This is a genomic window from Rhizobium sp. 862_C5_N1_2 (assembly GCF_051811205.1).
Taxonomy (GTDB): domain Bacteria; phylum Pseudomonadota; class Alphaproteobacteria; order Rhizobiales; family Rhizobiaceae; genus Rhizobium; species Rhizobium leguminosarum.
Genome location: NZ_JBPWPT010000001.1, coordinates 229,366 through 241,834, shown reverse-complemented (window position 1 = coordinate 241,834; position 12,469 = coordinate 229,366). Strand labels below are relative to the sequence as shown.

At 62.4% G+C, this 12,469-nt stretch carries 10 protein-coding genes; 8 read left to right on the top strand and 2 right to left on the bottom strand.

Features of this window, described 5'->3' with window-relative positions:
- Positions 1-36 precede the first annotated feature (36 nt).
- Positions 37-1,833: an acyl-CoA dehydrogenase C-terminal domain-containing protein gene (locus ACD590_RS01230; RefSeq protein ID WP_018244683.1), complete on the bottom strand. Its 1,797-nt coding sequence runs from the start codon at positions 1,831-1,833 to the stop codon at positions 37-39.
- A 365-nt stretch (positions 1,834-2,198) separates the two neighbouring features.
- Here ACD590_RS01230 and ACD590_RS01225 point away from each other — a divergent pair, with 365 nt between their 5' ends.
- From ACD590_RS01225 to ACD590_RS01190, 8 genes are all read left to right on the top strand, one after another.
- Complete coding sequence (locus ACD590_RS01225) at positions 2,199-2,558, top strand: hypothetical protein (RefSeq protein WP_018244682.1); 360 nt, start codon at positions 2,199-2,201, stop codon at positions 2,556-2,558.
- Between the two features lie 186 nt (positions 2,559-2,744).
- The gene (locus tag ACD590_RS01220) at positions 2,745-3,446 is read left to right on the top strand and encodes an SDR family NAD(P)-dependent oxidoreductase (protein WP_018244680.1); all 702 of its coding nucleotides are present in this window, start codon (positions 2,745-2,747) and stop codon (positions 3,444-3,446) included.
- Positions 3,447-3,532: 86 nt separating this feature from the next.
- Positions 3,533-3,898 (top strand): VOC family protein, encoded by a 366-nt coding sequence (locus ACD590_RS01215; protein WP_018244679.1) that lies wholly within the window; start codon positions 3,533-3,535, stop codon positions 3,896-3,898.
- A gap of 330 nt (positions 3,899-4,228) precedes the next feature.
- A complete protein-coding gene (locus ACD590_RS01210; protein WP_439001996.1) occupies positions 4,229-8,008 on the top strand; it encodes a peptidoglycan-binding protein in 3,780 nt (1,259 codons plus the stop codon).
- A gap of 368 nt (positions 8,009-8,376) precedes the next feature.
- A complete protein-coding gene (locus ACD590_RS01205) occupies positions 8,377-9,300 on the top strand; it encodes a sulfite exporter TauE/SafE family protein (protein ID WP_017966911.1) in 924 nt (307 codons plus the stop codon).
- Positions 9,300-10,100 carry a TIGR02186 family protein gene (locus ACD590_RS01200; RefSeq protein ID WP_018244677.1) on the top strand — a complete coding sequence of 267 codons (801 nt, stop codon included), beginning with the start codon at positions 9,300-9,302 and terminating at the stop codon, positions 10,098-10,100. Before ACD590_RS01205 ends, ACD590_RS01200 begins: the two co-directional genes overlap by 1 nt.
- Before the next feature lie 225 nt (positions 10,101-10,325).
- The gene (locus ACD590_RS01195; protein WP_439001995.1) at positions 10,326-10,883 is read left to right on the top strand and encodes a dihydrofolate reductase family protein; all 558 of its coding nucleotides are present in this window, start codon (positions 10,326-10,328) and stop codon (positions 10,881-10,883) included.
- A gap of 150 nt (positions 10,884-11,033) precedes the next feature.
- Positions 11,034-11,615 carry a transglycosylase SLT domain-containing protein gene (locus tag ACD590_RS01190; RefSeq protein WP_018244674.1) on the top strand — a complete coding sequence of 194 codons (582 nt, stop codon included), beginning with the start codon at positions 11,034-11,036 and terminating at the stop codon, positions 11,613-11,615.
- Positions 11,616-11,669: 54 nt separating this feature from the next.
- Here the strand turns inward: ACD590_RS01190 and pdeM are convergent, their stop codons facing one another.
- Entirely contained in the window at positions 11,670-12,395 is a 726-nt protein-coding gene (pdeM, locus tag ACD590_RS01185) for a ligase-associated DNA damage response endonuclease PdeM (protein ID WP_032981568.1), read from the bottom strand.
- Between the last annotated feature and the right edge of the window lie 74 nt (positions 12,396-12,469).

The following is a 12,469-nucleotide window of genomic DNA, read 5'->3' as shown; positions in this document are numbered from 1 at the left end:
TCCTTCGGACCCCCGCTGGGGAGAAGAGGGACACAATCAAAACGCTTCGGCGGCCAGTTCCATCATCGTGTCGGCGCCGGCCTCGATGCGTGCCTTGCGAAGCGCGGTTTCCGGCATCAGACGTTCCATGAAGAAGCGGGCGGTGATCAGCTTGTTCTTCAGGTAATCCTCGCGGGCGGCATCGCCTGATGCAAGGCCATCTTCGGCGGCTTTCGCCATCTTCGCCCACATATAGCCGAGAATGACGAGGCCGAAGAGGTGCATGTAGTCGGTCGAGCCGGCGCCGGCATTGTCGGGCTTGGCCATGGCGTTCTGCATGAACCACATGGTCGCGCCCTGGACGTCGTTCAAGCCCTTCTTCAGATGCTTGGTGAAGAAGGAGAGCTTTTCATTGTTGCGGTTCTCCTCGCAGAAATCGCCGATCTCCTTGAACAGGGCCATGGCGGCGCGGCCGCCGTTCAGGGCCAGCTTGCGGCCGACGAGATCGAGCGCCTGAATGCCGTTGGCGCCTTCATAGATCATGGCGATGCGGGCATCGCGCACATACTGGCTCATGCCGTGTTCTTCGATATAGCCGTGGCCGCCGAAGACCTGTTGGGCCATGACGGCATGATCGAAGCCCTTGTCGGTCATCACGCCCTTGAGGATCGGGGTGACGAGGCCGAGAATATCGTCGGCCGTCTGGCGCTCCTTCTCGTCGGTGGCGCGGTGGGCGATATCAGATTTGAGCGCGGTCCAGAGCAGGAAGGCGCGGCCGGCCTCGTTGAAGGCGCGGATGGTCATCAGCGTGCGGCGAATATCCGGATGGACGATGATCGGATCGGCCTTCTTGTCCGGCGCCTTGGGGCCGGACAGCGAGCGGCCCTGGATGCGATCACGGGCGTAGCTGGCGGCGTTCTGATAGGCGATCTCGGAAATGGCGATGCCCTGCAGGCCAACCATCAGGCGAGCCTCATTCATCATCACAAACATGGCGTTGAGGCCACGGTTTTCGGCGCCAATCAGGAAACCCTTTGCCTCGTCGTAATTCATGACGCAGGTGGCGTTGGCGTGGATGCCCATCTTGTGCTCGATCGCGCCGCAAGAGACAGCGTTGCGGGCGCCCGGCGCGCCGTCGTCGCCGACGAGGAATTTCGGAACGATGAAGAGCGAGATGCCCTTGGTGCCCTCAGGCGCACCCTCGATGCGGGCGAGCACCAGATGGATGACATTGTCGGTCAGGTCATGCTCGCCGGCGGAGATGAAGATCTTCTGGCCTGATATTTTGTAGCTGCCGTCAGCCTGCGGCACTGCCTTGGTGCGCAGCATGCCGAGATCGGTGCCGCAATGCGGCTCGGTGAGGTTCATGGTGCCGGACCACGTGCCATCCACCATCCTCGGCAGATAGGTGGCCTTCTGCTCGTCGGAGCCGTGGACGAGCAGCGCGGCGATCGCGCCCTGGGTCAGGCCGGGATACATCATCAGCGACATGTTGGCGGCCGAGGTATATTCGCCGACGGCGGTATGCAGCGTGTAGGGAAGCCCCTGCCCGCCGAATTCCTCCGGCACCGCAAGACCGATCCAGCCGCCGTCGCGATAGGCCTTGTAAGCCTCCTTGAAGCCCTTCGGCGTCGAGACGCTGGCATCATCGTGGCGCGTGCAGCCTTCCTGATCGCCGGAATAGTTCAGCGGAAAGAGAACTTCCTCGGCAACCCGTCCGGCCTCGCCGAGGATCGCTTCGATCATATCGGGGGTCGCGTCGGCAAAACCGGGCAGATTGTTGTAGCGTTCGAGGCCCAGCACGTCGTTCAGGACGAAGAGCGTATCGTTCACCGGGGCCTTGTAGACTGGCATCTCTCGAATTCCTCCCATTCGGCTGACCGGCTCGCGCCGGCCTTGGGCACTGTCTTACAAAATATTGACGTTTGCGTAAACGTCAAATTCTGCAGTTGTGAAGTCTTTTCTTGAAAAAATTCGAGAGCACGAATCCGCGGGCATGCGGCCCTGGGAGGAGACGCCATCTCATCTTCCTTGTCCACCGCGGAAAGGAGTCAAAGCGGTAGCGTTTGTAACCGCGCGAACGGAGGGCCGGCGAGAACAAACCGTTGCAGCGCAGTAGGTCAGTAGTGCTGTCTTAACCATCGCGATAAGTTGGTTGCGATGGTTCAGTGGCCGGCTGCTATACCGGAATGTATGAAATAGCTCGTTCGGGAAATCATTTGAAACAGATAATTGGTGCCACAATAGGATTGCTGATCACTTGTTCAGCGGCATTTGCGGAGGAACCGGCGCTCCATCCCAAATTGTCGAAAGAGCAGTTTCTGACCTTTGCAGCCGGGGCGGCCGTTGCGGTTATGTATTGTGGGAAGCTCGAACTAAATGCCGATTTCGTCGCCGGGTATCAGTACGGAACCGGTATCTATCCGCCACTCGATCCCTATTTCCGATCAGAAATGTCCCGGCTTGAGAAAGAAGCCCAAAACGACCCGAAGAGCTACTGTTCGGCGACACGACGGATGTTTTACAAGGGCAACAAACCAAAGCCGTTGGCAGCTCCTCTTTTGATCGACAAGCCGTGATAGCGCCTCTGCGCGAGGGACTGTGACGCCTTCAACGACTCGGCAGGAGAGACAGGTCTTTCCTTGATCCCTCGCACGCGCATCAGTTCCTATTCAATCGATTCGGCGACTGAAATTTCAATCGGGCTGTAGCGCCAGCCGCTCAGGCTTCCTACGTCTTTCGGACGATCCATCGAGGAAGATATCATGATCGACTTTCCCTATGAGAGCGCACTCATCGTCGGCGCCGGCTCCGGCATCAGCGCATCGCTTGCCCGGCAATTGTCGGCGCAGGGCGTCAAGGTCGGGCTCGCCGCCCGCAATATCGAGAAACTGCAAGGGCTCATCGAGGAGACCGACGCCAGCGCCTTTACAACAGACGTCTCGCAGCCGGAGAGCGTCGCGGCGCTGTTCGACGAGGCTGCTGGCGCGATCGGCGGGCCCGACGTGGTGATCTTCAATGCCAGCGCCCGCCTGCGCGGCCCGCTCGCCGAACTCGATCCCGCCGAGGTGGAAAAGGCGATTGCGACCACCGCTTTCGGCGGTTTCCTGGTGGTGCAGCAGGCAGCGCGGCGAATGATCCCGCGCGGCCGCGGCGCCATCCTGATCACCGGCGCGTCGGCAAGCGTGAAGGGCTTTGCGCAATCGGCCCCCTTCGCCATGGGCAAGTTCGCGCTGCGCGGCCTTGCCCAGAGTGCCGCCCGCGAACTCGGGCCGATGGGTATCCATGTTGCCCATTTCGTCATCGACGGCGCCGTGCGCTCGCAGATCCGGCCGGACCGGGTGGAGAAGCCGGATGGCACGCTGCTGCCGGAGGCGATCGCCCAGACCTATATCGACGTGCTCCGCCAGCACCGCAGTGCGTGGTCGCTGGAGGTGGAAGTCCGGCCCTGGACGGAGAGCTTCTGAGCCCCTGCTAACGGCGAACAAGGCAACTTTCGCGGCGGTTTCAAACAGGCTAGACTTTGCCGTCAACGCTGGCTGGGAGGATACCAATGCCGCGCCTCGACCATGTCACCATCGAGACCCGCGATGCGCCTGGGATGATCGGCTTCCTGGAAGCCGTGCTCGGCGTCAGGGAAGGCTATCGGCCGCCCTTTCCCTCGCCCGGCCATTGGCTCTATCTGGACGACCGCCCGGTCATCCATCTCAGCCTGACATCGCGCGCCACCGATTTTCCACCCGGCATCTTCAACCATGTCGCCTTCAGCCTTTACGAATTCGGGCCGGCGCTGGAGCGCATCAAGGCGGGCGGCTATCGCTATGAATATTACGATATTCCCGACACCGATCTCGGCCAGGTCTTTGTTTACGGGCCCGAAGGCGTGAAGATCGAGCTGCAATATCCCCGGCCCGCCTGAGCGCGCCGTCGCCATTCGATGTGACGCGTTCGGGGGCAATTGCCGCCAAAAACGGCGTTTGGAACACAAACGTTAAAAAATTCCCATCGACATTAACGGCTTGTTTACCACGTTTCGTGAAAGGTGCGGATTGAGCAGTAGCGATCCGCATTCCTTTCCCCAGTCTCGCGTTCCTAAGAGATGCCGCTAAATCGTTCAGCTTGAGGAAAGTCTAATTGACTATCGTCTTATGAATGATGCGCTCCGGTCCGCGTAAAGACGCGGGCAGCAGACGGAAAAGCCAAAGATCGAGCTCTGACGAGAGGTCGAGCAGTCGAAGCGAGCAAGAAGATGAACGGATCGCGATCAAATCCTTCCCGACAGTCCGACAGGACCTCGCTCGATGCGCTGAACCGCACGATCGAAGGGCTGGAGGCGCGCATCGAAGGGCTGATGGGCAGCGGGCGCGAGCAGCGGCCGCGCACGGCAACGGCCGAGCGCGACCCATATGCCGGATCCCATGCTCCCCGGCCCGCAAAGGCCCCGTCAGAGCCGCGGCCGGATCCGCTCGCCGAAATCCGTCAACGCCAGCGCACGCTCGAAGCCAGCCGCGAACGGCCCTACGCACGCGAACAGGCCCCGCAGCTTCGTGAACCCACGCCCCGCGCCGCCGCCCCGGTGCCGGCGCCCGTCTTTCGCGCCGGCGACGACACGATGACGGAGATCGCCCAGGCGCTCGTCAACCTGCGCCAGGACCTGAAGCGCGACATTTCCGAGGGCGTCACCCGCGAGATGAACGCGCTGCGCGCCGAGCTGCGCGAAATCAAGACAAATGCCGGAGACGGCCGTTTCGCCGACGACATGCGCGCCGATATGGGCCGCCTTGCCCAGAGCATCACCCAGCTGACCGGCCGCTCCGCCGCGCCGGAGGCCACCGGCCTTCGCGAGGATTTCGAAGAGCTGCGCTCGCTGATGGACGGGCTGGCGCGCGAGGATTCGCTGCGCCACATGGAAAACCGCTGGGACGGTTTCGAAAACCGGCTTGCGGCGCTCGATACCGAAGGGCTGCAGGAAGAGCTCGTTTCGCTCGCCTATCGGCTCGACGACATCAAACGCCATATCGGCGGCATGGGCGAAAGCCCGGCCGTTCGGGCGCTGGAAGACAAGCTGATCTCGATCGCCACGGCGATGGAGCATTTCGGCAATATGATCCAGCCGCACGACCGGGTGATGTCCGAACAGTTCGCCGCCATGGATATGCGGCTCGACGAGATCAGCCGGGCGATCGCGGCAAGCGGGCGCACGGCCGCCACCAATGATCCGGGCCTGATGCAGCGGTTGGAAAGCCGGCTTTCGGCGCTGGCCGATCAGATCGACCTGATGAGCCATGACGCAGCCAACCGCGTGAACCCGGCCGACGAGCTGGCGATGCGGCTGGAGGCGCTGACGGGACGCGTCGAGGAGCTGACCAAGGCGGAAGCGACGTCGCGGCTCGACGAACGGCTGGAACATCTCTCCTATCTGTTGGAGCGCACGCAGGAGACGGCGCCGCAGCCCGACCTCACCGGCCCGCTTTCCGATATTTCCCGCAAGATCGACGCGCTTGAGAACGGCGCCGTCAACGATGTGCTGGCGCAGCGGCTCGACCATCTCGCCCGGCGCATCGACGAGATGGCCCATCAGCAGCAGGCGCCGGCGCCCGCCGCTGTGGCCGACGACGGCGCTTTCCGTCGTCTCGAAGGACGGCTGAGCGACATCGCCGCCCGGCTGGAGGAAAGCACATCGGCAGCGCCGACCGATCCGCGCGCACTGAAGAACCTCGAAGACCAGATCGCCAATCTTTCGGCACTGATGAGCGCGCCGCGCGAGAGCGCCGTAATACCCCCCGAACTCGACCAGCGCATGGGCGCGATCGAAGACTATATGGCGACGAGCGATGAATATATCATCGAGGCGGCACGCCAGGCGGCAGAGGCCGTGGTCGAAGCCTATTCGCGCCATGGCGGTCCGCAGGGTGTCATGCCCGCCGCCGACATGTCGGCGCTGACGGCGCTGGCCGAGGATCTTCGCCACCTCGAGGATATCAGCCGCGACAGCGAGGAACGCACCCACAAGACTTTCACGGCGCTGCACGAGACGCTGGTGCATATTGCCGATCGCCTCGACGGCATGGAAGATCGCGGCCGGCCGGTCGCCCAGATGCCGGTCGCCGACGTCGATTTCGATGTCGATCCCTATGCGCTGATGGTGGCCGAAGCGGAGATGGCCCGGACGCCGGCCGCTGCCCCGACAGCGAAGGCTTCTCCTGTTATCCGCACGGCCGAGGTCGCAGCCGAACCTGCCGCCCCGGCGCAAGCCACCGCCATGAGCGGAACGAGCGCGATCGCCATCGAAGCCGCGACCAGGACGACGGAAGCTGCGACAGCGGCCCGGGCACAGGTCCCGGCGAAGGCCAGCCTGCTCGCCAGCCTCGGCAAGCGGCTGCTGCCCGGCAAGAAAGCCGAGAGCCGGGCGAGCGAACGTCCGATGATCGACCCCGCGCCGTCGATCGATCCCACCGACGTGGTGCCGACGGATGCGTCGAACGAATTGCTCGAGCCGGGCTCGGGCGCACCTGACGTGAAGAAGATCCTTGAGCGGGTTCGCGCCAGCCAGAGTGCGGCACGCGGCAAACCTGCCGGCGAAACCGATCGCGCCGATTACATCGCTGCTGCGCGCCGTGCGGCGCAGGCGGCCGCGATGGAGGTGGATGCCAATCCGAAGCAGCCAGCCGTCAAGGCCGAGAAGAAAGGCGCGACCGCCGACAAGGCCGGCAAGGCTTCTGACAAGACAGGCAAGACCAGCGCCTTTTCGCGCTACCGGCGGCCGATTCTGCTGGCGGTCGGCGCCGTGCTGCTCGCCATCATGGCCTTTCCGCTTGCCCGAACGCTGACGAGCGGCGAGCGCGCGCCGCAGCCGCCAGCGGAAGTCTCGGCACTGACCGGTGCTGCGGAAAACCCGGCGGCGGCCTTGCCTGAAGCGACACCTGCCCAGCCGGATGCCGCCGCTCTCGGAACGACCACTCCGGCAACGGAAGCTGTTCCGCCCGCCGCCGAACAGGCGCAGCCGGAAGCAATCCCACCGGCCGGTGGTGACCATCTGACCGATATGACGCCGCTTGACGGCGAAGGGGCTGCGACCCTTGCCCCTCCCGGTCCGTCCGGCGCAGCGCAGGAAACATCGGGCTTCGTTCCCGCACCCGCACCGCAGGCCGCCATCACCATTCCCGACACCGTCCAGCCGAAATCGCTTGCCGATGCGGCGAGTGGCGGCGATGCGCTGGCGCTGTTCGAAATCGGCGCGCGTTATTCCGACGGCCGCAACGGCATGACGGTCGATCAGAAGCAGGCGGCGAACTGGTACCAGCTTGCGGCCGACAAGGGCTTTGCACCTGCACAATACCGGCTCGGCAGCATGTACGAGAAGGGCAACGGCGTCGAACGCGACATCGCCAAGGCAAAGGGCTTCTACGAGCAGGCGGCCAACCAGGGCAATGCCAGCGCCATGCACAATCTCGCCGTCCTCTACGCCTCCGGCGCGCTGGGCCAGCAGGATTATGCAACGGCCGCTTCGTGGTTCACCAAGGCTGCGAACCTCGGCATCACCGACAGCCAGTTCAACCTGGCGATCCTCTGCGCTAGGGGCAACGGGGTTCCGGCGGATCTCGAAGAGTCCTACAAATGGTTTGCGATCGCCGCCAAGGCCGGCGACAAGGATGCGGCGCAGAAGCGCGACGAAGTGGCCAAAGCCATGAAGCCCGACCAGCTCGAACGGGCGCGCGCCAAGGCCGATCTCTGGAAGCCGGAGCCGGTCGACCACCGCACGAACGCCATCGACATCCCCGACGAATGGGCAGGCACCGGCGCGAAGACGGCGACCGTCGACATGAAGAAGGCAGTCCGCAACATCCAGGCGATCCTCAACAATAACGGCTTCGACGCCGGAGTGCCGGACGGCGAAATGGGTGCGAAGACCGTGACCGCGATCAAAAACTTCCAGAAGTCCGTCGGGCAGGAGCCGGACGGCAAGGTGACCGACGCGACCGTGAAGGCGCTGCTCGAACGCAACAAGCAGGGCAGCAAGGCGATCTAAACGGGCCTGGCGGCATTAAAGCGCCGCGCGTCTTTTCAGACGCGCAATTGACGCTGTAACCCGCTGAATTACTGCTTAATTTATCCTTCAATCGGAATCGATTTAAGGATAAATTATGCGGTAGGCCGCAAGGCTTTTTCCAATTTTGCCGTCGCCTGTCACAAAACCTGAAAAAAGCCGGATTATGCCCGGACATATCGATCCGCGCATCCGGCGAATCCTCTGCCACCGATCTCTCCGCCAATCTCTATGGCTAATCACGGGGCCGATCGAAAGCCTCTGGCAACGATTTCACAGTATGGTGCGCATTCGAACGGGGACGTGACAAGAAACCGCCCGGCAGGAGCGGTCATCATTCGGGGTCGGCTGTGACAATCTATCTGCCCATCGCAGAATTGTCGGTGAACATTTTCATCATTCTCGGCATGGGGGCGGCCGTCGGATTCCTGTCTGGAATGTTCGGCGTCGGCGGCGGCTTTCTCATCACCCCGCTGTTGATCTTCTACAACATCCCGCCCGTCGTCGCGGTCGCGACCGGCGCCAACCAGGTGGTAGCGTCGTCGATATCGGGCGCGATCACGCATTTCCGGCGTGGCTCGCTCGACGTCAAGCTCGGCACGGTGCTGCTGGTCGGCGGTCTTACGGGTGCGACGGTCGGCATCTGGATCTTCTCGCTGCTGCGCGCCATCGGCCAGCTCGATCTGATCATCTCGCTGATGTATGTCGTCTTCCTCGGCACCGTCGGCGGACTGATGCTGCTCGAAAGTATCAATGCCATGCGGCGAGCAGCGCGCAACGAACCGCCCGCACCGCGCAAGCCCGGCCACCAGCATTGGGTGCACAAGCTGCCGCTCAAGGTGCGTTTCAAGAAATCGAAGATCTATCTCAGCGTCATTCCAATCGTCGCACTCGGCTTTGCGATCGGCATCCTCACCTCGATCATGGGTGTCGGCGGCGGCTTCATCATGGTGCCGGCGATGATCTACCTGCTGCGCATCCCGACCAATGTCGTCGTCGGCACCTCGCTGTTCCAGATCATCTTCGTCACCGCCTATACGACGATCGTGCAGGCGGCGACGAACTTTTCCGTCGACATCGTGCTTGCCTTCATCCTGATGGTGGCCGGTGTCATCGGCGCGCAATACGGCGTGCGGGTCGGCCAGAAGCTGCGCGGCGAGCAGCTGCGCGCCCTGCTCGGCCTGCTGGTGCTTGCCGTCGGCCTGCGTCTTGCAATCGCGCTGGTGGTGGCGCCGGCCGACGTCTATTCGGTGGTGATGGGAGCGGGCAACTGATGCGCTTGGCTGTTTTCGTCATCGCGTTGCTTTGCCTGCTGCCGGCCTCTGCCGGAGCCCAGTGGCTGCCGGGGCAGGCAACGGAGGCGGTCCGTGAAGGGTTGGAAATCGGCACGTCGACCAGCGAAATCGCCATCACCTCGGATTTCCACGGCGCGGATTTGACCATCTTCGGAGCGCTCTCGAATACCGACCAGCTGCTGCTCGCCGTCGGCCAATATGACGTGGTCGTGGTGCTGGAAGGCCCGCGCGAGGATGCGACGGTGCGCAAGAAGGAACGCGTCTTCGGCATCTGGGTGAACACCCGCTCGATGACCTTCGAAGCGGTGCCGCATTCCTATTCGATGTCGAGCTCGCGCATGATCGACGACATCGTGACGCCGCTTGACCTGATCGATCAGGGGATCGGCATCGACCACATTCCGCTGACGCCGGTCGGCTTCGTCGGCGACGGCAGCAATCTCGGCGAGTTCCGCGAGGCCTTCCGGCGACTGCAGCAGGGCGGCGGGCTCTATGACCGCAATCCGAGCGGCGTGCGGTTCGTTTCCTCCAACCTCTTCAAGGCGAGCCTGCGCCTGCCGGCAAACATTCCGAACGGGGTGCACAGCGTGCGCGCCTATCTGTTCAAGAGCGGCATTTTTGTGACCGAGAAATCGCTGCCGTTGCGGGTCATCAAGACCGGCATCGAGCAGACGATCACCGATGCGGCGCATGATCAGCCGATCCTCTACGGCTGTGCGGCGGTGCTGCTCGCCGTGATCACCGGCTGGGGTGCCAGCCTGATCTTCCGTAAGGACTGATCCGCCGCAAGGCGCTCAAGCGGATTTCTTCCTGAAAATAGGCTCGGCAAGACAACCGGGCACGAAGAGCCTGCTCGGCGGCAGCTGCTTGCCCGGATGTTTTGGCGGCAGTTCATCCATGCCTCCAAAAACCGCTTGCATTTCGCTATCAGTCTATCTAGTTTTCAACTAGTTGCTATTCGCAATCGGTTTTATCTCGGTTGGCAATTCAGAAGGAGGATGGAAATGAGAAAGCTTGTTGTCTGGAACCTGATGACGCTCGATGGTTATTTCGAAGGCACGAAGCCGTGGGATATCGACTTCCACAATCTCGCCTGGGGACCTGAATTGCAGCGCGTTGCCGAACAGTTCGGGAAGGAAGGCGATCTGCTGGTATTCGGCCGCAAGACCTATGAGGGCATGGCCTCCTACTGGCCGACCGCCGAGGGCGAAGGTGAGATCAAAGCCTATATGAACGGCATCGCCAAGATCGCCGTGTCGCGGACGATGACCGAGCCCGGTTGGAACAATGCCCGTGTCGTCAGCGATCCGATCCCCGAACTGACGAGGCTGAAGCAGGAGGACGGCAAGACGATCTTCATCTTCGGCAGCGCCGAGCTTGCCGACAGCCTGCTGAAAGCAGGGCTTATCGATGAAATCAGGGTTTGCCTGGTGCCTGTCATTCTCGGCGGCGGCAATCCGCTTTTCAAACAGGCAGAGGGCCTGGTGCCGCTGAAGCTCATCGAATCCTCGACGACGGAAGGCGGCGCGGTAATCCTGCGCTACGAACCCGTCAAGGCTTAGGGATTTTGATGTGCGAATCCGTCCCGATGGTCAGGCCAGGGTATCCATCCCTGGTCGCACAAGAGAGCAGCCTGGGAAGTTCGCATTCGACTAAAAACCGGTTTTTAACATTTACGAGTTAGTAATCTCTCGGAAACGAGAGGTTTTGTCATGCGTACTCGTATCGTTCTGACGGCCATGGGTCTCGCGCTGCTTGCCAGCTGCGCGACGGCGCCGAAGCAGACGAGAAACATCTGTGCCGTCTTCGACGAGCGCGACGGGCTTTTCTCCAGCTGGCAGAGTGCCGCCGAGCGGACGGAGAAGAAATACGGCGTGCCCGTACCGATCCTGATGGCGACGATGTATACCGAATCCGGCTTCCAGCCCTATGCGCGGCCGCCGCGCACCAAGCTGTTCGGCTTCATTCCCTGGACCCGGCCTTCGACGGCCTACGGCTATTCGCAGGCGCTCGACGGTACCTGGGATCACTATCAGTCGCAGACGGGGAACTGGACCGCGCGGCGGGCGAACTTCGCTGACGCGATCGATTTCATCGGCTGGTATCACTACCAGAACAGCGTGGAGACCGGCATTCCGCTGAACGATGCCTATAATCTCTATCTCGCCTATTACTCCGGGCCGACTGGATACAAACGCGGCGACTGGCGCTCGAACGGGCAGCTGCAGCAGACGGCGCAGAAGTTTGCGCGGATGGCCGGGACGTATCAGCGGCAGTTGCAGGAGTGCGATTGAGGATAGTTTGAGGGCGTGCCATGTCCGCCCCCCTCTGCCCTCAAATAACAGGCGCTATCCCCACAAATTGCCGTATCTGACAGAATAAATCCGGTCCTTGCCGAGCAGATGCGCGATCAGCGACCCCCGGTCGAAAAGACCGTGCATCGCCTTGTGGCGAAGGTCGAGACCGCCGCTCATGAGGCCGAAGGCCGGCATCAGCAGGCGGGCGCCGTCGGTGGCAAAGCAGGGGCGGCGGACGGATTTCTCGCGGCGGCGGACGGTCGCCGACGGATGCAGGTGGCCGGCGATCTCACCACTCTGCAAGCCGTTCTTCGGCTCGTGCCGGAAGGTCAGGCCGGCATAATGCATCTCGTCAGCGGATGTGCCCGGCAGATCGACGATGCCATCCGGATCATGGTTGCCATTGATCCAGATCCATTCGCGGCCGCGGGCCATATTGACGATCAGCGTGCGGAAATTCTCCGGCAAATGCTTCGAGCCGATGCGGTCGTGGAAATTATCGCCGAGCGAGATGACGAGCTTCGGATCATAACGCGAGATGACGGCGGCAAGGACGGTCAGCGTCGCCAGCGTATCGTAAGGCGGCAGCATCATGCCGCGGCGGGCGAAAGCTGCGCCCTTTTCCAGATGCAGGTCGGAGACGACGAGCAGGCCGGCATCGGGCAGATAAAGCGCGCCGAGCGGATCGCAGACAGCGGCAATGCCATGGACCGATGTCTCGATGCCCGGCATGACGGCCAGTCCTGATATGTCGCGCGCCAGCGCCAGGCGGTTCATCACGGTCGTCATTCCCAAATCGTCGTCATTCCCAAATCGTCGTCAGGCCTAAATCGTCGGGCCCCAATTCTCAT

Coding starts and splice junctions, on each gene's coding strand:
- pdeM (WP_032981568.1), bottom strand. CDS start 12,395: ATGAACCGCCTGGCGCTGGCGCGCGACATATCAGGACTGGCCGTCATG.
- ACD590_RS01200 (WP_018244677.1), top strand. CDS start 9,300: ATGCGCTTGGCTGTTTTCGTCATCGCGTTGCTTTGCCTGCTGCCGGCC.
- ACD590_RS01215 (WP_018244679.1), top strand. CDS start 3,533: ATGCCGCGCCTCGACCATGTCACCATCGAGACCCGCGATGCGCCTGGG.
- ACD590_RS01230 (WP_018244683.1), bottom strand. CDS start 1,833: ATGCCAGTCTACAAGGCCCCGGTGAACGATACGCTCTTCGTCCTGAAC.
- ACD590_RS01195 (WP_439001995.1), top strand. CDS start 10,326: ATGAGAAAGCTTGTTGTCTGGAACCTGATGACGCTCGATGGTTATTTC.
- ACD590_RS01190 (WP_018244674.1), top strand. CDS start 11,034: ATGCGTACTCGTATCGTTCTGACGGCCATGGGTCTCGCGCTGCTTGCC.
- ACD590_RS01220 (WP_018244680.1), top strand. CDS start 2,745: ATGATCGACTTTCCCTATGAGAGCGCACTCATCGTCGGCGCCGGCTCC.
- ACD590_RS01210 (WP_439001996.1), top strand. CDS start 4,229: ATGAACGGATCGCGATCAAATCCTTCCCGACAGTCCGACAGGACCTCG.